The sequence below is a fragment of the Pseudomonas sp. VE 267-6A genome (assembly GCF_024126555.1).
GTDB lineage: Bacteria > Pseudomonadota > Gammaproteobacteria > Pseudomonadales > Pseudomonadaceae > Aquipseudomonas > Aquipseudomonas palmensis.
On the sequence record NZ_JAMYBY010000005.1, the window covers coordinates 279,681 to 298,419 of the forward strand.

Genomic DNA, 18,739 nt, shown 5'->3' on the forward strand with positions numbered 1-18,739 from the left:
CAGAATGATTCCAGGCAGACCACCATGGCAACTTGCGGCGAAGTATTGGTAAAACTCCTCGAAAACTATGGCGTGGACCATGTTTTCGGCATTCCCGGCGTGCACACGGTCGAGCTGTACCGCGGCCTTGCCGGCTCGACCATCCGTCATATAACCCCGCGCCACGAGCAAGGCGCAGGCTTCATGGCTGACGGCTTTGCCCGTACCCGTGGCAAGCCTGGGGTGTGCTTCATCATCACCGGCCCGGGCATGACCAACATCACCACCGCCATGGGCCAGGCCTATGCCGACTCGATCCCGATGCTGGTGATCTCCAGCGTGCAGTCGCGCAATGCCCTGGGCGGCGGTCGCGGCAAGCTGCACGAGCTGCCCAACCAGGGCGCGCTGGTCAGCGGTGTGGCGGCGTTCTCGCACACACTGATGAGCGCCGATGACCTGCCGGCCGTGCTGGCCCGTGCCTTTGCGGTATTCGAGGGCGCGCGCCCGCGCCCGGTGCATATTGAGATCCCGCTGGACGTGCTGGTCGAAGGCGCCGATCACCTGCTTGGCTGCGAGCCGGTACACATCGCCCGCGCCGGTGCCGCGCCAGGGCCAGTGGCGAGCATGGCGGCGCTGCTGGCCGCTGCCCGCCGCCCGTTGATCCTGGCCGGTGGCGGTGCCGTCGACGCAGGCCCCGCACTCGCCCGGTTGGCCGAGCACCTGCAGGCGCCCGTTGCACTCACCATCAATGCCAAGGGCGTGCTAGCCTCCGGGCACCCGCTGCTGATCGGCTCGACCCAGTCGCTGGTGGCGACCCGTGCACTGGTGCGCGAGGCCGACGTGGTGCTGGCGATCGGCACCGAGCTGGCCGAAACCGACTATGACGTCACCTTCAAGGGCGGCTTCGAGATCCCCGGCGCCCTGCTGCGCATCGACATTGACCCGGACCAGTGCGTGCGCAACTACCCGCCCAGGGTGGCACTGGTGGCCGATGCAGAGCAGGCGGCGCAGGCCCTGTTGCTGGCCCTGGCCGAGCAGCCGGCGCCACCGCGCGAAGGCGAGTGGGGCGCGGCGCGGGCAGCGCGCCTGCGCGATACCCTGGCCAGCGAATGGGATGCGGCCACGCGGGCGCAGACGCTGTTCCTCGACAGCGTGCTGCAGACGTTGCCCGATGCCGTGCTGGTCGGTGATTCGACCCAGCCGGTGTACACCGGCAACCTGACCCTGGACCTCGACCAGCCGCGCCGCTGGTTTAACGCCTCGACCGGCTACGGCACCCTCGGCTACGCCTTGCCGGCGGCCATGGGTGCGTGGCTGGGCAGTGCGGAGCAGGCGGATCGACGCTTGCCTGCGGTGTGCCTGATCGGCGACGGCGGCTTGCAGTTCACCCTGCCGGAGCTGGCCAGTGCGGTGGAGGCTCAGGTGCCGCTGATCGTGTTGCTGTGGAACAACCAGGGGTACGAGGAGATCAAGAAGTACATGGTCAACCGCGCCATCGAACCGGTGGGCGTGGATATCCACACCCCCGATTTCATTGGCGTGGCCAAGGCCTTCGGTTGCGCCGCCGAAGCGGCGAGCGGGGTGGCGCAACTGCGCGAGGCGTTGTTGCGTGCCCGCCAACGCAGTGGCCCGAGCCTGATCGAGGTCGACCAGGCAGCGTGGATGCAGGCGGTGCAATCATGCTGAACCTGCCCGGTATCTACATCGAGGGCGCGTGGCATCACGGCGCGCAGCCGCTCACGGTAATCAACCCGAGCACCGGGCAGTCCCTGGCCGAGGTGGCCGGGGGCGATGGCGATGCAGTCGCCTGTGCCGCCATGGCGGCGCAGGCCGCTTTTGCCGGCTGGTCGCGTACCACCGGGGCACACCGTGGCGAGCTGCTGCACAGGATCGCGCGGGGTGTGGAGGCCCGCCGCGAGCGGCTGATCGAACTGCAATCGCGCAACAACGGCAAGCCCCTGGCCGAGTCGGCGATGGACGTCGACGATGTGGTGGCAACGTTCGAGTACTACGCGGGCCTGGCGCAGGCCCTGGACAGGCAGCAGGACCAGCCGCTGGCCTTGCCCAGCGAGGATTTCAGTGCCCGCCTGCGTCGCGAGCCGTGCGGTGTGGTCGGCCTGATCGTGCCGTGGAACTTCCCGATGGTGACCACCGCCTGGAAGCTGGCCCCGGCGTTGGCGGCAGGGTGCTGCGTGGTGCTAAAGCCGTCGGAGGTCACGCCCCTGGCCGAGCTGGAATTGGCCCGGATCATCGCCGAATGCGGCCTGCCGGATGGGGTGTTCAATCTGGTGTGCGGCACCGGGCTGGCGGTGGGGGCGCCGCTGACGAGCGACCCGCGTATCGCCAAGGTGTCGTTCACCGGCAGCAATGCGGTCGGCGTGCAGGTGATGCAGCGCGCGGCCGAGACGGTCAAGGGGGTGAGCCTGGAGCTGGGCGGCAAGTCGTCATTGCTGGTGCTGGAGTCGGCCGAGCTGGAGCTTGCGCTCGAGCTGGCCTGCGCCGGCGGCTTCTTCAATGCCGGGCAGATGTGCTCGGCCACCAGCCGCGTGCTGGTGGCCGATGCGCTGTACGACGCCTTTGTCGACGGGGTGAAGGCACGGGCTGCGTCGATCCGGGTGGGTGACCCGTTTGCCGGCGACAGCGACATGGGGCCGCTGGTCAACCAGGCCCAGTACCAGCGCGTGCTGGGGCACATCGAGCGTGGCGTGCACAGCGGCGCGCGCTTGCTGTGCGGTGGCAAGCCGCTCGAACACGCTGCTGGGTACTTCATCGAGCCTACGGTGTTTGCCGAGGTACCGCTGGACAGTGCGCTGTGGCGCGAGGAAATCTTCGGCCCGGTGCTGTGCGTGCGTCGGGTGGCCAGCGAAGCCGAGTCGGTGGCGTTGGCCAACGACAGCGAGTTCGGGCTGGTGGCCAGCGTGGTAGGTGCAGACCCGGCGGCCGCCGAACGGGTGGCCGACCAGTTGCAGGCCGGGCTGGTGTGGATCAACGCACCGCAGGTGATCTTCCCGCAGGCAGCGTGGGGTGGCTACAAGCAGAGCAGCCTGGGGCGCGAGCTGGGGCCCTGGGGGCTGGCGGCGTTTCAGGAGATCAAGCATGTGGTGAGGGCGGTGTAGCGTTCTTCGCCGGCAAGGCCGGCTCCTACAGGCGACCGCGTACTGCCTGTAGGAGCCGGCCTTGCCGGCGAAAGCGATCTAGAGCGTGCTACGCAACCTTGCCATGTCCCGCAGCGGTGGCGCGCCATACAGCCGGCTGTACTCGCGGCTGAACTGCGACGGGCTCTCATAGCCTACCCGATACCCCGCCACCGACGCCTCCAACCCATCGTTGAGCATCAGCCGCCGGGCTTCCTGCAAGCGCAGTTGCTTCTGATACTGCAACGGGCTCATCGAGGTCACCGCCTTGAACCGGTGGTGCAGGGTCGAGGCACTCAGGTTTACCTCCCGTGCCAGGTCGTCGATGCGCAGCGGGCGCTGAAAATGATCATTGAGCCACTGGATGGCCTGGCACACGCGGTGGGTCTGGGTGTTGGCCATGGCGATCTCGTACAGCCGCGCACCCTGCTGCCCACGCAGCAGCCGATAGAGAATCTCGCGACGGATCAGCGGCGCCAGCACGGCAATGTCCTTGGGCGTATCCAGCAGGCGGATCAGGCGCAGCAATGCATCGAGCATCTGGGTGTCCAGGCGTTCGATGAACACCCCCCGCGACGACGGCTGCGACGGCACGCCCATCGGCCCGGCCTCGGCGATCAGGCTGTTGATCTCGGCCGGGTCGATGTCCAGGCGAATGCCCAGGCTGGGGTTCTGCGGGCTGGCCTCCAGCAGGGCACCGCTGATCGGCATCGCCACCGACACCACCATGTAGTGCAGCGGGTCGTACACATAGGTCTCGTCGCCCAGGCAGATCTCCTTGCGGCCCTGGGCCAGGATGCACAGCGCCGGCTGCGCCAGGGTCGGCATCGAGCGGGTGCTCTGCTCGTAGCGGCTCAGGTGCAGGTCGGCGATGGCCGAAGGCACCGTGCCGCTGGGGCAGTGGCGAACGACCAGCCCGGCCAGTTCCTGGCGCAGAAGCTCCAGGGCCGGGTCCAGCAACGGTGGGGTGGGTTCTGGGGCTGACATGTGCGGGTTCCTCTGCCGATGGGCGCAGCATAGGTTCGCGCACGCCGGGGCGCTAGCCGAATGCTGCGCGGTTCTTGCCTGATCCTGCGACGGGTGCAGAATCAGGCAAGCCGTCGACAGGAATCGCCTAACGCCGCGCGTGGCCTGGGCCGTAGCCTTGGCAGCCTGGGTTTTCTTCCCTGGCCGCTTCAAGGAGCACCGCACATGACGTCATCACAACCGGTCAGCCATCTTTCCTTCGTGCGCGCCAGCGTCGGCCGTTCGGCCGAGCTGGGCGTGCGCCTGCAGCAACTGCTCGAACCGTCGCGGCAAACCCCGGGGTGTCTGCATTTCAGCGTGCAGCGTTCCACCTGCGATGCCGACCTGTGGTTGCTCAACGGAGTGTGGGCCGATACTTCGGCGCTGCACGACTACTTTGCCTCGCCCAGCCTGCAGCTGTTTGGTGAACTGGTGCAGGCGCGGGTGGTGCACAGCCTCGACCTGCAGACGTTCACCGAGCAGCCGGCGAGTTAGAATGGCGCCTTTCCGGCAACCGATGTGGATGTGAGAGGCAATGGCACGTAAAGAATTCGACGTATTCGAGGCTGTTTCGGCGGTGGTCCCGGGCGAGGGTGGCTACAGCGCCGCGATCGCGGTCAAGGCCCTGGGCGCTGGCGGCGCACCGCGTTTTCACAAGGTGCTGCCAGGGCAGGTATTCAAGACCGCACTGGAGGCCGATGACGCTGCAGTGGTCGAACTGCAGCGCCTGAACGGCGTCAGTGACGACGCCGAACTGATCTGGTGATCAGGCCTGCGGGCGGGCCATCTTGAACAGGTTGCCCAGCTCGAAGTAATCCGCCGGGCCGCCGCCGCGCAGAATCGGCTCGGCGGCCGCGGTGTCGTAGATCCCTTCCTTGAGCAGGTGCTCGGCAATGTGCACCGCTACCACTTCGCCCAGAATCAGCCAGCTTGGCACCAGCGCCTGGTCGGCACGTTGCAGTTGCACGATCTGGGTCACCTTGCATTCGAACGACACCGGGCTTTCCTGCACCCGGGGTACCGCAATCACCCTGGAGGCTGCCGGGGTCAGCTGGCTCAGGGCGAACTCGTCGACCTCTGGCGCCACGGCGGCGCAGCTCTGGTTCATGGCGTCGGCCAGCGGGCGTGTGGCCAGGTTCCAGGCGAACTCGCCGGTCTGTTCGATGTTGTTCAGGCTGTCTTTGCGCCCGACGCTGCAGAACCCGATGATCGGCGGAATGTAGTTGAAGGCGTTGAAAAAACTGTAGGGCGCAAGGTTCAGGTGGCCGTCGCGGTCCTGGGAGGAGATCCAGCCGATCGGGCGCGGGCCGACGATGGCGTTGAACGGGTCGTGGGGCAGGCCGTGGCCTTTTGCGGGTTCGTAGTAGTACATCATCGGGCCTTGTGGGCGGAGGGTGCGCCTAGTGTGCCAACAGTTGCCGGCCCTGAAAATGACTAAGCCCGGCCGAAGCCGGGCTGTGGCGCTGCATCGGCTGTCAGCTGATGCGGTGGGCCTGGGTGCGGTCGAAGCCATCTTCGACGAAGCGATGCGCGTTGGTGTGATCGAAACCGTCTTCTGCCACGGTGGCGGGCTGGGCGTGTTCCACGGCGAAGTTGTGCGCGTTGGTGCGGTCGAAGCCGTCTTCGGCGAAAGCGTTGGCGGCCAGGACAGAGAAGGTGAGGGCCAGCATCAGTTTGGTTTTCATGGGGGTAACTCCGGTGGTGAGGGGTTGTCTGTTGCTATGGGTTTGATTTTACGCCCGTTAATTTGATTAAAAAGCGCAAAATATTGCCTATATGAATCTATTAAATCGATGCATCAGAAAGCGGTTGGCCTCTGCTGGCAAGCCAGTGCCCACAGTGTTTTGCGAGCGCCGAAGCATTCTGTGGGAGCTGGCTTGACAGCGAAGAGGACGACTCGGTTCTGAGTGAACCCAGCATCGCGCACCCGCATTAATGCCGAATTAAGCCCACAAAAAAGGGGCCTCCATCGCTGGAGGCCCCTTGTCTACCGCAGCAAGCTGATCAGTCGGTCTCGATCCGCGAGTTGTTGCGGGTGTCCTTCATGAACACATACACCAGCAGCGAGATGGCAATGCACGCCGTGACGTACCAGTAGTAGCCGGTCTCCATGTTGATGCTCTTGAACCACAGTGCCACGTACTCGGCCGTGCCACCGAAGATCGACACGGTCAGCGCATACGGCAGGCCCACGCCCAGCGCACGGATCTCGGTGGGGAACAGCTCTGCCTTGACCACCGCGTTGATCGAGGTGTAGCCGCTGACGATGATCAGTGCTGCCATGATCAGGAAGAACGCACCCCACCAGGTCTCGATGGTGTGCAGTGTGGTCAGGATCGGCACGGTGAAAAGGGTGCCCAACACACCGAAGGCGATCAGGATCGGGCGACGGCCGATCTTGTCCGACAGGCCGCCGATCACCGGCTGCAGGCACATGAACAGGAACAGGGTGGCCGCCGAGATCATGGTCGAGTCACTGATGCTCATGCCCACCGTGTTCACCAGGTACTTCTGCATGTAGGTGGTGTAGGTGTAGAACGCCAGGGTGCCGCCCATGGTCAGGCCGACCACGGTCGCCAGTTCCTTGGGGTGGCGCAGCAGGGTGCGCATCGAGCTTTCCTTGGCCTTTTCCTTCTTGGTGAACGAGGCCGTCTCTTCCATGCCGCGACGCAGGTACAACGCCACCACCGCGCACAGCGCGCCGATCACGAAGGGTACGCGCCAGCCCCACGAGTACAGCTGCTCGGTGGTCAGGGTCTGCTGCAGGATGATCAGCACCGCCAGCGCGATGAGCTGGCCGGAGATCAGCGTGACGTACTGGAAGCTGGAGAAGAAACCGCGACGCTCCTTGGTTGCCATCTCGCTGAGGTAGGTGGCCGAGGTGCCGTATTCACCCCCCACCGACAGGCCCTGCATCAGGCGTGCGATCACCAGCAGCACCGGCGCGGCGACGCCGATGGTTTCGTAGCTGGGTGTCAGGGCGATGACCAGGGAGCCGGCGCACATCAGCAGTACCGAGGCCATCAGCGCGGCCTTGCGGCCCTTGCGGTCGGCATAGATACCCATCAGCCAGCCACCGATCGGGCGCATCAGGAAGCCCACGGCGAAGATCGCGGCGGTGTTGAGCAGTTGGGTGGTGGTGTTGCCGGCCGGGAAGAAGGCCTTGGCGAAATACAGCGAGAACGCCGCGTAGACGTACCAGTCGTACCATTCGACCATGTTGCCGATGGAGCCGGAGAAAATCGACTTGAGGCGGCTGGAGGTGGTTTTTTCAGCGGGTGCGGCCGCTGCCCCAGCAGGCAGAGAGGTGGAGTTATCCATTGAAGCAACCTTCTAGTTGTTTTTGTGGTGCGCGTGTAAACGCGGCCTGACAGGGCCATAGCAGGACCCGTGCCAGCCAGCGAATGCCCGGTTTAGAAGGGTTTGGCAGGTCGAATGAGCGGAAATCCGCTCATTGGCGGCGCAGCGATAGGCAAGAATCCGCCTATGAGCCGGGGCGTTCGAGGAAGTCTTCGCGCACCAGTGCGTGGCGTTGCATCTTCTCGTTCAGGGTGCGTCGGGGCAGTTGCAGCTCCTCGAGCACCGCCTTGATGTCGCCCTGATGACGGCTCAGGGCGGCGCGCAGGCACTGGGCCTCGAAGGCTTCCTGCTGGGCAGCCAGCGATTGCCCGGTATGCGCCACTGCCGCCGATTGCGCATCGTCCAGGCCCAGGGCGTGGCGCTCGGCGGCGTTGGCCAGTTCGCGCACGTTGCCCGGCCAGTCGTGGCTGAGTAGCCGGCCCAGTTGTGCGCCACTGGGGTCGGCGGCGCTGCGGCCCAGGCGCTCGGCGGCGGCGCGGGCAAAATGGGCAAACAGCAGGGGGATGTCTTCGCGCCGCTCGCGCAACGGCGCCAGGCGCAGTTCGGCCACGTTCAGACGGTACGCCAGGTCTTCGCGAAAACGCCCGGCGCGGGCTTCGAGCAGCAGGTCGGGCTTGGTGGCGGCAATGATGCGCAGGTCCACGCTGATGCTCTGGTTGGCGCCCAGGCGCTCGAGCTTGTGCTCCTGGATCACCCGCAGCAGCTTGGCCTGCTGGGCCAGCGGCATGCTCTCGATCTCGTCGAGGAACAGCGTGCCACCGTTGGCATATTCGAGCTTGCCGATGCGCTTGCCCTGGGCGCCGGTGAAGGCGCCGCTCTCGTGTCCGAACAGCTCGGCCTCGAACAATTGCTCGGGGATCGCCGCACAGTTGAGCGCCACGAACGGCTTGTCGGCCCGCGGGCCGAAATCATGCAGGCACCGCGCGACGCGCTCCTTGCCGCTGCCGGTTTCGCCGCGTATCAGCACATTGACCGGCAGCCCGGCCAGGTCCAGCACCTGGCGACGCAGTTGCTGCAGGCCAGGCGACATGCCCAGCAGGGTGTTTTCCAGGCGCACCTTGAGGTCGGCCTGTTCATGCAGTCGGCGGTTCTCCAGCACCAGCTGGCGTTTCTCCAGGGCGCGGCGCAGGCTGCCGAGCAGGCTGTCGGGGCTGAAGGGCTTTTCCAGAAAATCGTAGGCGCCATTGCGCATGGCTTCGACCGCCATCGGCACGTCGCCATGCCCGGTAAGCAGAATCACCGGCAGGTCGGCATCACGCCCCTGCAGTTGCTCCAGCAGTTGCAGGCCACCCATGCCGGGCATGCGCACATCGCTCAGGATCACCCCGGGAAAATGCTCGGGCAGCTGTGCCAGACACGCCTCGGCACGTTCGAACAGCTGCACCTCGAAGCCGGCCAGGCTCAGCCACTGCTGCACCGCGGTACGGATGCTGGCCTCGTCGTCGACGACAATCACCGCATTCAGCATGCAGGCTCCGGGTCGCAGGGCAGGGTCAGGCTGAAACGCGCACCGCCGGGCTGGTTGTCGACCTGCAGGCGTCCGCCGGCTTCATGGATGATGCCGTAGGAAATCGCCAGCCCAAGACCCAGCCCTTCGCCCACCGGCTTGGTGGTGAAGAATGGGTCGAACACGCAGCCCAGGTGCTCCTGCCTGATGCCGCCGCCGCTGTCGAGCACGCTCAGGTGCCAGTGGTCATGCTGCTTTTCGATACGGATCTCCAGGTGTTTCCAGGTTTTGTCGGCCATGGCGTCCAGGGCGTTGCGCAACAGGTTGATCAGCACCTGTTCCAGGCGGATGGCGTCGCCGCGTACCCAGGCCGGACGCGCCAGGTACAGCGCGGTGCTGACGCCCTCGGCGCGGATGCGCGGGTCGAGCAACTGTAGCGCCTGGTCGACCACGGTGGCCAGGTCCAGACGTTCGCGCAGGCCGCTGGGGCTGTTGCGGGCAAAGGTTTTCAGGTGTCCGGTAAGGGCCGCCATGCGCGTGAGCATCTGGTCCAGCGGCTGCAGGGCCTGGCGTGCTTCGTCCAGGCGCTCGCTGTCGAGCAGCAGGCGCAGGGTGGCCAGCTGCATGCGCTGGGTGGTCAGCGGCTGGTTGAGCTCGTGGGCCAGCGCGGCGGACATCTGCCCCAGCGCCGCCAGCTTGGTCGACTGCACCAGGCCCTCCTGAGCCATACGCAGTTCATGGGTGCGTTCCTCCACCAGGCGCTTGAGCTCGTCGCGGCTGCGCTGGCGCAGGCGGGCCAGGCGCAGGCGCTGGCTGATGAACAGCACCGCGAACACCAGGGTCAGCCAGACGGCGGCGGCCGTCAGCCCGGCGTTGCGCTCGTCATCCCCGGTGCGCGGTGTGCGCAGCAGGTGCAGGGTCCAGCCCTCGGCTTCCAGCGGCAGGCTTTCCCACAGGTAGTCGGTGTCGCCTTCGGGGCGCTGCACGCGCACCAGGTGGCTGTTGTCGTCAAAGCGGGTCAGCACCTGGCGCTGCAGGGGCAAGAGCGACTTCTTGTCGTACTGGCGGGTGGCGTCCAGCTCATTGAAATCGGCCGCCGACAGCGGGTTCAGCTCGCGGTAGCGCCAGCCGTCCTGGTTGGCCAGGAAGATGATCCCGCGGGCGTCGCTGACCAGCAGCACGTCGCTGCCCTGGCGCCATTCGCGCTCAAGCTCGGGAAACTCCAGCTTGACCACCATGGCCCCGAGAAACCGCCCCTGGTCGCCCAGCACCGCGCTGGACAGAAAGTAGCCGGGAATGCCGCTGGTCACCCCCACCGCATAGAAGCGCCCGCTGCCCTGGGTGCGGGTCTGCTTGAAGTACGGTCGAAAGCCGTAGTTCTGCCCCACGTAGGTGGTAGGCAGGCGCCAGTTGCTGGCCGCCACGGCCAGGCCGGTGTGGTCGAGCAGTTCGAGGGTGGACGACCTGGCGGCGCCGTTGATGCGTTCGAGCTTGCGGTTCAACGCGTCCTGGGTCGCTTCGCCCACCGGGCCGCCGAGGGCTGCGATGAGTTCGGAGTCCAGCGCCAGCACAGCGGGCAGGGCGCGGTAGCGTTCGATCAGGGTGTGCAGCGAGTTGGCGTACAGCGCCAGTTGCTGGCTGGCCCGCTGGGTATCGTCGAGCATGGCCTGACGCTTGGCCTGATTCATCGCCCAGCCGGCGGCCAGCAGGGTGCCGGCGGTGATCAGCAGCAGAATCAGGCCCAGTCGCACGGCGCGGTAAGTGAACGGCATGGCAAGCAGTACCCTGGCAGGGGGGAAGGCTGCCAGGCACTTCCCCGTGAACGTCACAGCGACTTACAGCAGCTCGAAGCGTTGCTGTTGCACGGTTTCGGAGTCCAGGCCGACCTGGACGTTGAACTCGCCAGGTTCGGCAACCCACTGCAACTGGCTGTTGTAGAACTTCAGGTCGTCCGGCTGCACGGTGAAGTGCAGGGTGCGCTCCTCGCCGGCCTTGAGCATGAGCTTCTGGAAGTTCTTCAGTTCCTTGACCGGGCGGCTCATCGAGGCGGCCACATCCTGCAGGTACAGCTGCACCACGGTTTCGCCGTCACGCTGGCCGGTGTTCTTCACGCGCACACTGACCTCCAGGCTCTGGCCCTGTTTCAGTGTCGTGCTCGAGAGGCTCGGTGCCGACACACTGAAGGTGCTGTAGCTCAGGCCGTAGCCGAAGGGGTACAGCGGGCCGTTGGGTTCCTCGAAGTACTGCGAGGTGTAGTTGCCGGGCTTGCCGGGGGTGAACGGGCGGCCGATGCGCAGGTGGTTGTAGTACATCGGGATCTGCCCCACCGAGCGCGGGAAGGTGATGGCCAGCTTGCCCGAGGGGTTGTAGTCGCCCAGCAGCACGTCAGCGATGGCGTTGCCGCCTTCGGTGCCGCTGAACCAGGTTTCCAGGATGGCGTCGGCCTGCTCGCGCTCCCACGCCAGCGACAGCGGGCGACCGTTCATCAGCACCAGCACCAGCGGTTTGCCGGTGGCCTTGAGGGCCTTGATCAGCTCGCGCTGCACCGCCGGGATCTCCAGGGTGGTGCGGCTGGACGATTCGTGGGACATGCCCCGCGATTCGCCGACCACGGCCACCACCACGTCCGACTGCCTGGCGGCCTTGACCGCTTCATCGATCAGCACGGCAGCCGGGCGCGGGTCATCGACGATTTCCGGGGCGTCGAAGTTGAGGAAGTTGAGGTAGTCGAGCACGGCCTTGTCGCCGGTCACGTTCGAGCCTTTGGCGTAGAGCACCCTGGCCTTGTCGCCCAGGGCACGGCGCAGGCCCTCGCGCACGGTCACCGACTGGTGCGGGCGACCAGCGGCGGCCCAGCTGCCCATCATGTCGATCGGGGCATCGGCCAGCGGGCCGACCAGGGCGATGGTGCCCGACTTTTTCAGCGGCAGGGTCTGCTGGCGGTTCTCCAGCAGCACCAGGCTGCGACGCGCCACGTCCCGTGCGATGTCGCGGTGCAGGCGGCTGTCGGCATAGGTGTCGGCCGGGTCGTCCTTGGCCTGGCCGATGCGCCGGTACGGGTCGGCGAACAGGCCCATGTCGTACTTGGCGCCGAGAATCTCGCGCACCGCGTTGTCCAGTTCGGCCGGGCTGACCGCGCCGGACTTGAGCAGCCCCGGCAGTTCCTGGCCATACAGCGTGTCGTTCATGCTCATGTCGATGCCGGCCTTGATCGCCAGCTGCGCCGCCTGCTTGCCATCGGCGGCCACGCCGTGGCGCACCAGCTCGGTGATCGCCCCATGGTCGCTGACGGTCACGCCCTTGAAGCCCCAGTCGCGGCGCAGCAGGTCGTTCATCAGCCAGGTGTTGGAGGTGGCGGGCACACCGTTGATCGAGTTTAGCGCCACCATCACGCCGCCGGCACCGGCATCGATGGCGGCGCGGTAGGGCGGCAGGTACTCGTTGTACATGCGCGTGGGGCTCATATCGACCGTGTTGTAGTCGCGCCCGCCTTCCACCGCGCCGTACAGGGCAAAGTGCTTGACGCTGGCCATGATGCTGTCGGCGTTGGCCGGGCTGTGGCCCTGGAACGATTCGACCATCACCCTGGAGATACGCGACACCAGGTAGGTGTCTTCGCCAAAGCCTTCGCTGGTACGGCCCCAGCGCGGGTCGCGGGCAATGTCGACCATGGGCGCGAAGGTCATGTCGATGCCGTCGGCGGCGGCTTCCAGGGCCGAGGTACGGCCGACCTGGGCGATGGCCTGCATGTCCCAGCTGGCGGCCAGGCCCAGGCTGATCGGGAAGATGGTGCGGTGACCGTGGATCACGTCATAGGCGAAGAACATCGGGATCTTCAGGCGCCCGCGCATGGCGGCGTCCTGCATGGGCCGGTTCTCGTCACGGGTGATCGAGTTGAAGGTACCGCCGATGCGCCCGGCGGCGATTTCCTCGCGGATTTTCTCGCGCGGCATTTCCGGGCCGATGCTGATCAGGCGCAACTGGCCGATCTTTTCCTCGACGCTCATCTGCTTGAGCAGGTTGGCGATGAACGCCTGTTTGTCTTGCAATGGCGCGGCGGCAGGCGAGTCAGCGAAGGCCGACTGGCTGGCCAGGCTGACGAGCAGGCCCAGCAAACACAGCTTGTTCATGAATTCTGTTCTCAAGGCTGCGGCAGTCGTCACGGTGCAGACTGGCAAGCCGAAGTTGGGGAAGCGGCTATTGTTGTAGTTTGCTGGGGCATCTTTTAGCCGATTGGGCCATCACGATCCAGCGGCGGCGTCGGATTATGCCTCAAGTCCGGCGCATTTCGAGCACTCACGGAGCGTAGCGACAATGCAGGTATCGAACAGAGCACGGTTGTGGCTGGTGCTGGCACTGGCCAGCCTGCTGGCCGGTTGCGGCATCAACAACATTCCCCAATACGACGAACAGGTCAAGGCGGCCTGGGCCCAGGTGCAGAACCAGTACCAGCGCCGTGCCGACCTGATTCCCAACCTGGTCGAAACGGTCAAAGGCTACGCCAGGCAGGAGCAGGCCACCTTGACCGCGGTCATCGAAGCGCGGGCCAAGGCCACCTCGATCAAGGTCGATGCCAGCACCCTGGACGATCCTGAAAAACTGCGCCAGTTCCAGGCCGCACAGGCCCAGCTGGGCGGTGCGCTGGGGCGCCTGATGGTGGTCTCGGAGCGTTACCCGGACCTGAAGTCGAACCAGAACTTCCTGGCCCTGCAGTCCCAGCTCGAGGGTACGGAAAACCGTATCGCGGTGGCGCGCAAGGACTTCATCGCCGCCGTGCAGCGCTACAACACCGAGATCCGTACCTTCCCCGGGCGCCTGTGGCACAGCGTGATGTACAGCGACATGCCGCTGCGCGAGAACTTCGAGGCCACCAGCGCCGATGCCGACAAAGCGCCTGAAGTGAAATTCTGATGCGTGTGCTCAAGGCGGCGCTGCTGCTGGTGCTGCTGGCGGCGAGCGGCTGGCTGTGGGCCGCGCCCCAGTTCCCGGCGCTCAGTGCACGGGTGGTGGACCAGGCCGGCCTGCTAGACGGCGCCACCCGCAGCCAGCTTGAGCAGATGCTCAAGGCCCACGAGCAGGCCACCGGCGAGCAGGTCGTGGTGGTGACCCTGGCCAGCCTGCACGGGCAGGCCATCGAGGACTATGGCTACCAGCTGGGGCGCCACTGGGGCATCGGCCAGCAGGGCAAGGACAACGGTGCGCTGTTGATCGTCGCCCCCCAGGAGCGCAAGCTGCGCATCGAAGTCGGCTATGGCCTGGAGGGCCGCCTGACCGATGCCCAGGCCTCGGTCATCATCAACAGCGTGATCACCCCGGCGTTTCGCCGTGGCGACTTCAGCCAGGGCATCGTGCTTGGCACGGCGGCCATCCTGCAGGTGCTGGGCGGCGCACCGCTGGACGAGCCGGCGCGACCTCTGGCAGACGAGGCGCAGCAGCAAGGTGCGCCGGTCTGGGCGGTGGGCCTGTTCATCCTGATGATCATCATCGTGTTCGCCCTGCAGGGCCTTGGCGGGGGTGGCCGCGGTGGGCGCGGGGGCTTTGGCGGTGGTCTTGGCGGCGGTTTCGGGGGCGGCCTGGGCGGTGGCGGCGGTGGCTTCAGTGGCGGCGGCGGCAGTTTCGGCGGGGGCGGGTCCTCCGGCGGCTGGTAACTACACGACAAGAGACACACACGTACATGGCATTGCTCAGTGAATACGAACAGCGTCAGGTGGCCCAGGCCATCGCCCAGGTAGAACAGCGTACCGATGCCGAGCTGGTGACGGTGCTGGCGGCGCGTGCCGACGACTATGCCTATATCCCGTTGCTGTGGGCCAGCCTGCTGGCGCTGGTGGTGCCGGGCGTCCTCTATTACCTGAGCGGCTGGCTGAGCGTGCATGGCCTGCTGCTGGCGCAGTGGCTGACCTTCATCGTGCTGTGCCTGGTGTTCCGCCTGCCGCGCCTGACCAGTTGGCTGGTGCCGCGCAGGGTGCGCCACTGGCGTGCGTCGAACCTGGCGCGGCGCCAGTTTCTGGAGCAGAACCTGCATCACACCGTGGGCCGCACCGGGGTGCTGATCTTCGTCAGCGAGGCCGAGCGGTATGTGGAGATCCTGGTGGACGAGGGCATCTCCAGTCGCCTCGACAACCAGGCCTGGGACGCCATCGTGCGCACCTTCACCGCCCAGGTGCAGCAGGGCCAGACCCTGCAGGGCTTTGTCACCTGCATCGAGGCCTGTGGCGAGCTGCTGGCGGCCCATGTGCCGGTGACCCAGGCGCGCAACGAGCTGCCCAACCGGCTGGTGCTGCTGGGCTGAGGCATGCGCGCTGATCGACAAATGCTGTGCCTGGGGCGGTCATCCACGTAAAATGCGCGCCATTGCGCGCCTGCGGGCGCCCCCCGCAACCCGAGGCACCCACTCCCCATGTCCGCAACCCCCACCGCCCAGGCCGCGCCGGATGCGCGTGCGCAGTTTCTGGCGCTGCTCGCCACCAGCCTGCACCAGCACACCTTCATCAAACTGGCGCTGGCGCGCCATGTCGGCGCCGAGGTCGACCTGCAGCGGGTAACGGCCAAGCCGCTGACGATCAAGGGGCAGGCCAGCCTGTCGTTCGTGTACCGCTACAAGACCCGCGACATCACCCGCAACCTGGCGCTGGACGAGGCGCTGACGTTGATCGGTGAACTGTTGCCGGCTTCGTTTCGCAACGCGCACCTGCTCAGCCTGAACGACGAGGTGCAGCTGGAGTTCACCAAGAAGGGCAAGCCGATGCTGCATCGCAACGCCGTGCAACAGGCGCGCGAGGTGGTGACCGGCGAGCATGATCGCGAGAAGAAGCGCTACCTGGAGCTGAGCCGGCCGTTTCTGCACGATCTGGGCGTGACCGACAAGCAGCAGGCGCTGATTCCGGCGATGTCGCGCAAATGGAAGCAGATCAACAAGTTCATCGAGGTGTTCTCCCATGCGCTGAGCAGCGCGCCACTGGCGGCAGATCAGCCGGTGCGTGTGGCGGACTTCGGCTCGGGCAAGGGCTACCTGACCTTCGCGATCCACGACTACCTGCGCAACACCCTGCAGCGCGAGGCGCAGGTGACGGGCGTGGAGTTGCGCCCGGACATGGTCGAGCTGTGCAATGCCGCCGCCGCACGCCTGGAGCATCCGGGGCTGAAGTTCGAGTGTGGCGATGTGCGCAGCGTGGTGCCCAGCGCCATCGAGGTGATGATCGCCCTGCATGCCTGTGACATTGCCACCGACTACGCGATTCATACCGGTATTCGCTGTGGCGCGGCGATCATCATGTGCTCGCCGTGCTGCCACAAGCAGATTCGCCCGCAGATGCACAGCCCGGGGTTGCTCAAGCCGATGCTGCAGTACGGCCTGCACCTGGGGCAGCAGGCCGAGATGCTCACCGACAGCCTGCGTGCGTTGTACCTGGAGGCCTGTGGCTACGAGACCAAGGTGTTCGAGTTCATCTCGCTGGAGCACACCAACAAGAACAAGATGATCCTGGCCACCCGGCGGCGCGAGCCGGTGGCGGCGCAGGCGTTGCTGGAGAAGATCCAGGCGCTCAAGGCGTTCTATGGGGTCAAGGAGCATTGTCTGGAGACGCTGCTGCGGGCCGATGGCTTGATTCCTGTCTGAACCTCACCACCGTCATCGCGGGCCTTGACCGCTCCCACAAGGATCACCCTTACCTGTGGGAGCGGGCTTGACCCGCGATGGCGGCACCTCAGGCCTTGACCGGTGCCGGATGCACCCGCGCCTTGCGCCCCAGCACCACCGTCAGAATCACCCCGCCGGCAAACACCCAGGTGATCGGCGCCACCTGCTCGCCAAAGAACAGCGCCGACAGCGCGATGGTGAAGAAGATCTGCAGCAGTTGCACCTGGCTCACCCGTGAGATTCCGCCCAGCGCCAGCCCGGCGTACCAGGCAAAAAAGCCGATGAACTGCGAAAACAGCGACACATAGCCGAACGCCCACCAGGCCCGCGGGCTGATCGCGCCTTCATGCTGCAGCGCCAGGTACACCACCGGCCCCAGCAGCAGAGGGCTGGACAACACCAGCGCCCAGCAGATCACCTGCCAACCGCCCATCTCCCGAGCCAGGCGGCCGCCTTCGGCATAGCCCAGCCCGCCCACCGCAATCGCCGCCAGCATCAGCAGGTCACCGGCCTGGATGTGTCCGGCGCCCATGATCATCGCGTAGGCCACCACCAGTGCGCTGCCCAGCGCCGCCCATGCCCAGAACGCCGTGGAAGGTCGCTCGTGGGACAGCCACGCCGCATACACCACCACGCACAAGGGTTGCAGGCCGTTGACCAGTGCGCCGTGGGAGGCCGGCACGCTCTGCATGGCCCAGGCCGACAGCACCGGGAAACCGAGAATCACCCCCAGCGCCACCAGGCTCAGGCCCTTGACCTGCTGCCAGGTGGGCCACTTTTCACGGCGCCACAGCAACAGCGCCGCTGCCGGGATCGCGGCCACCAGGGCCCGGCCCAGGCCGTTGAGCAGCGGGTGCATCTCCTGCACCACGATGCGGGTCATGGGCAGGGTCAGGCTGAAGATGATGACGCCGAGCAGGCCGAGGGCCAGGCCGGTGTTTTCGCGGGTAGACATGAGCGCGCCTGAGGGCTGGAGGGGCCGCTCATTGAGCCACAGGTGGGGTGGGGAATCTGGTTACAGTTGGCAACAAAGGTGTCCGTACAGTTGGGCGTCGCGCCGGCCTTTCGACGGCAAGGCCGGCTCCTACAGGCTTCGCGCCCTCCTGTGGGGGCCGGCCTAGCGCCGACGCCGCCCCACTGCCTTGGGCGGCGGCGCGGGCACATTCGCCAGCGCGCCCAGCGGGTGCGTGGTGGCATCGAAAAAATGCAGTTCGATGCCCGGGCACGCTTCGAACACCCGCGCGTAATGCTGCTTCTGGCTCACGATGGCCGCCTCGTTCACCGGCAGGATCGAAATGGCCAGGTGTGTCGGCTGCGCCTGCCTGATCGCCTCCACCAGGTGCCGGTCGGCACGGTCCAGGTGATGCCCGAACACGCACAGCCCCTCGCGCTGCGTTGCCAGCGCGGCGTAGCACCAGGTCAGGTAATCGGACCCGCGAATCGCCCGCAGCTTGTTGTCGCTGCTGTCTTCATTGACGAACAGCGGCACATCGCCCGGGGTGTTGATGGCAAAGCCGTCGAGCAACTGGCTGCCGCTGGCCGCCCGCTGGCGCGTGGTGCCGTGCTGGGTGCGCAGCAGGTGCAGGCCGCCATGCAGGTAGTGCATCCGCGTGCCCGGCCCCTGAGCCCGGCTGACGTCGAAATCGCCTTCCTCGTCGAACAGCTCGGCAAAGCCGTGCGGCGCCTGGTTCACGGCCCAGTGACAGAGCAGGTCGTAGTTGCTGGAAAACACGCGCTGGTAGGTGCGCAGCTCGGCGTTGATCGCGGCCAGGTGGGCAGTGGGCAGCAGCTTCCAGGGAATGTGCACGCTGCGCACCGCGTGGATCAGCGCCTCCTTGATCGCGTAGTAGCGGTTGAGCGGTGCCGACGAACTGATCGCCAGCGCGGCATTAACCTGCACGGAGGTGTTCAGGGCACTGAGCACCGGCGCGAACAGCTCGCTGTTCATCGATTTGAACAGTGCCTGGTCGGTGAGGCCGAGGGGCTTGTGGCGCACGCGCTGGGCCAGCTCGAACAACGAAAAGTAGGCGAACGGGCGCCAGATTGCGCGGCTGGCACCGTTGCCCAGCAGCAGGCTGGTGCACGGGTGGGCGGTATTGAGGTGCGGCCAGGCCGCCAGGGTTGCGTCGACGTCGGCGAGGGGCATGTGGATCTCGTAGGGATTTGTTGCACGTT

The 18,739-nt window shown here is 66.3% G+C and carries 16 protein-coding genes and 1 pseudogene; 8 read left to right on the top strand and 9 right to left on the bottom strand.

The window, feature by feature from the left end:
- Nucleotides 1-24: 24 nt before the first annotated feature.
- Together NJH59_RS07940 and NJH59_RS07945 are read left to right on the top strand one after the other, a co-directional pair.
- Complete coding sequence (locus tag NJH59_RS07940) at nucleotides 25-1,665, top strand: 5-guanidino-2-oxopentanoate decarboxylase (protein ID WP_253086607.1); 1,641 nt, start codon at nucleotides 25-27, stop codon at nucleotides 1,663-1,665.
- Nucleotides 1,659-3,095, top strand: coding sequence for an aldehyde dehydrogenase family protein (locus NJH59_RS07945; RefSeq protein ID WP_253086608.1), 1,437 nt, complete (start codon nucleotides 1,659-1,661; stop codon nucleotides 3,093-3,095). The genes NJH59_RS07940 and NJH59_RS07945 overlap by 7 nt, the downstream gene beginning before the upstream one ends.
- Before the next feature lie 78 nt (nucleotides 3,096-3,173).
- Here NJH59_RS07945 and NJH59_RS07950 read toward each other — a convergent pair whose 3' ends face one another.
- Complete coding sequence (locus NJH59_RS07950) at nucleotides 3,174-4,100, bottom strand: AraC family transcriptional regulator (protein WP_253086609.1); 927 nt, start codon at nucleotides 4,098-4,100, stop codon at nucleotides 3,174-3,176.
- A gap of 204 nt (nucleotides 4,101-4,304) precedes the next feature.
- On the opposite strand from NJH59_RS07950, the gene NJH59_RS07955 reads away from it, so the two are divergent.
- Nucleotides 4,305-4,613, top strand: a complete 309-nt coding sequence (locus NJH59_RS07955; protein WP_058540919.1) for an antibiotic biosynthesis monooxygenase — start codon at nucleotides 4,305-4,307, stop codon at nucleotides 4,611-4,613.
- Nucleotides 4,614-4,653: 40 nt separating this feature from the next.
- Nucleotides 4,654-4,884 carry a hypothetical protein gene (locus tag NJH59_RS07960; protein ID WP_054914791.1) on the top strand — a complete coding sequence of 77 codons (231 nt, stop codon included), beginning with the start codon at nucleotides 4,654-4,656 and terminating at the stop codon, nucleotides 4,882-4,884.
- Here the strand turns inward: NJH59_RS07960 and NJH59_RS07965 are convergent, their stop codons facing one another.
- The 6 genes and pseudogenes from NJH59_RS07965 to bglX form a co-directional block, all read right to left on the bottom strand.
- A complete protein-coding gene (locus tag NJH59_RS07965) occupies nucleotides 4,885-5,490 on the bottom strand; it encodes a flavin reductase family protein (protein ID WP_088515509.1) in 606 nt (201 codons plus the stop codon). It abuts the gene before it with no gap.
- A gap of 124 nt (nucleotides 5,491-5,614) precedes the next feature.
- Nucleotides 5,615-5,803: pseudogene (locus NJH59_RS07970) on the bottom strand (heme utilization protein); the annotation flags it as partial.
- A 319-nt stretch (nucleotides 5,804-6,122) separates the two neighbouring features.
- Nucleotides 6,123-7,439, bottom strand: coding sequence for an MFS transporter (locus NJH59_RS07975; RefSeq protein ID WP_253086610.1), 1,317 nt, complete (start codon nucleotides 7,437-7,439; stop codon nucleotides 6,123-6,125).
- Nucleotides 7,440-7,602: 163 nt separating this feature from the next.
- Nucleotides 7,603-8,946 carry a sigma-54 dependent transcriptional regulator gene (locus NJH59_RS07980; protein WP_078479560.1) on the bottom strand — a complete coding sequence of 448 codons (1,344 nt, stop codon included), beginning with the start codon at nucleotides 8,944-8,946 and terminating at the stop codon, nucleotides 7,603-7,605.
- Entirely contained in the window at nucleotides 8,940-10,697 is a 1,758-nt protein-coding gene (locus NJH59_RS07985) for an ATP-binding protein (RefSeq protein ID WP_253086611.1), read from the bottom strand. The genes NJH59_RS07980 and NJH59_RS07985 overlap by 7 nt, the downstream gene beginning before the upstream one ends.
- Nucleotides 10,698-10,760: 63 nt before the next feature.
- A complete protein-coding gene (gene bglX / locus NJH59_RS07990; RefSeq protein ID WP_058540922.1) occupies nucleotides 10,761-13,055 on the bottom strand; it encodes a beta-glucosidase BglX in 2,295 nt (764 codons plus the stop codon).
- 184 nt (nucleotides 13,056-13,239) lie between these two features.
- Between bglX and NJH59_RS07995 the strand changes: the two genes are divergently transcribed.
- The 4 genes from NJH59_RS07995 to NJH59_RS08010 all read left to right on the top strand — a co-directional run bounded on the left by NJH59_RS07995 (nucleotide 13,240) and on the right by NJH59_RS08010 (nucleotide 16,543).
- A complete protein-coding gene (locus tag NJH59_RS07995; protein WP_043860787.1) occupies nucleotides 13,240-13,836 on the top strand; it encodes a LemA family protein in 597 nt (198 codons plus the stop codon).
- A complete protein-coding gene (locus tag NJH59_RS08000) occupies nucleotides 13,836-14,573 on the top strand; it encodes a TPM domain-containing protein (protein ID WP_100633562.1) in 738 nt (245 codons plus the stop codon). The genes NJH59_RS07995 and NJH59_RS08000 overlap by 1 nt, the downstream gene beginning before the upstream one ends.
- A gap of 26 nt (nucleotides 14,574-14,599) precedes the next feature.
- On the top strand, nucleotides 14,600-15,217 hold the full coding sequence (locus tag NJH59_RS08005; RefSeq protein WP_043859748.1) for a TPM domain-containing protein: 618 nt from the start codon (nucleotides 14,600-14,602) through the stop codon (nucleotides 15,215-15,217).
- A 108-nt stretch (nucleotides 15,218-15,325) separates the two neighbouring features.
- Nucleotides 15,326-16,543, top strand: coding sequence for an SAM-dependent methyltransferase (locus tag NJH59_RS08010; protein WP_253086612.1), 1,218 nt, complete (start codon nucleotides 15,326-15,328; stop codon nucleotides 16,541-16,543).
- Nucleotides 16,544-16,631: 88 nt separating this feature from the next.
- On the opposite strand, the gene NJH59_RS08015 is transcribed toward NJH59_RS08010, so the two are convergent.
- Both NJH59_RS08015 and NJH59_RS08020 read right to left on the bottom strand, forming a co-directional pair.
- A complete protein-coding gene (locus NJH59_RS08015) occupies nucleotides 16,632-17,519 on the bottom strand; it encodes a DMT family transporter (RefSeq protein WP_253086613.1) in 888 nt (295 codons plus the stop codon).
- A 162-nt stretch (nucleotides 17,520-17,681) separates the two neighbouring features.
- Nucleotides 17,682-18,710, bottom strand: a complete 1,029-nt coding sequence (locus NJH59_RS08020) for a DUF4917 family protein (RefSeq protein WP_253086614.1) — start codon at nucleotides 18,708-18,710, stop codon at nucleotides 17,682-17,684.
- Nucleotides 18,711-18,739 lie beyond the last annotated feature (29 nt).

Coding starts and splice junctions, on each gene's coding strand:
- NJH59_RS07940 (WP_253086607.1), top strand. CDS start 25: ATGGCAACTTGCGGCGAAGTATTGGTAAAACTCCTCGAAAACTATGGC.
- NJH59_RS07945 (WP_253086608.1), top strand. CDS start 1,659: ATGCTGAACCTGCCCGGTATCTACATCGAGGGCGCGTGGCATCACGGC.
- NJH59_RS07950 (WP_253086609.1), bottom strand. CDS start 4,100: ATGTCAGCCCCAGAACCCACCCCACCGTTGCTGGACCCGGCCCTGGAG.
- NJH59_RS07955 (WP_058540919.1), top strand. CDS start 4,305: ATGACGTCATCACAACCGGTCAGCCATCTTTCCTTCGTGCGCGCCAGC.
- NJH59_RS07960 (WP_054914791.1), top strand. CDS start 4,654: ATGGCACGTAAAGAATTCGACGTATTCGAGGCTGTTTCGGCGGTGGTC.
- NJH59_RS07965 (WP_088515509.1), bottom strand. CDS start 5,490: ATGTACTACTACGAACCCGCAAAAGGCCACGGCCTGCCCCACGACCCG.
- NJH59_RS07975 (WP_253086610.1), bottom strand. CDS start 7,439: ATGGATAACTCCACCTCTCTGCCTGCTGGGGCAGCGGCCGCACCCGCT.
- NJH59_RS07980 (WP_078479560.1), bottom strand. CDS start 8,946: ATGCTGAATGCGGTGATTGTCGTCGACGACGAGGCCAGCATCCGTACC.
- NJH59_RS07985 (WP_253086611.1), bottom strand. CDS start 10,697: ATGCCGTTCACTTACCGCGCCGTGCGACTGGGCCTGATTCTGCTGCTG.
- bglX (WP_058540922.1), bottom strand. CDS start 13,055: ATGAACAAGCTGTGTTTGCTGGGCCTGCTCGTCAGCCTGGCCAGCCAG.
- NJH59_RS07995 (WP_043860787.1), top strand. CDS start 13,240: ATGCAGGTATCGAACAGAGCACGGTTGTGGCTGGTGCTGGCACTGGCC.
- NJH59_RS08000 (WP_100633562.1), top strand. CDS start 13,836: ATGCGTGTGCTCAAGGCGGCGCTGCTGCTGGTGCTGCTGGCGGCGAGC.
- NJH59_RS08005 (WP_043859748.1), top strand. CDS start 14,600: ATGGCATTGCTCAGTGAATACGAACAGCGTCAGGTGGCCCAGGCCATC.
- NJH59_RS08010 (WP_253086612.1), top strand. CDS start 15,326: ATGTCCGCAACCCCCACCGCCCAGGCCGCGCCGGATGCGCGTGCGCAG.
- NJH59_RS08015 (WP_253086613.1), bottom strand. CDS start 17,519: ATGTCTACCCGCGAAAACACCGGCCTGGCCCTCGGCCTGCTCGGCGTC.
- NJH59_RS08020 (WP_253086614.1), bottom strand. CDS start 18,710: ATGCCCCTCGCCGACGTCGACGCAACCCTGGCGGCCTGGCCGCACCTC.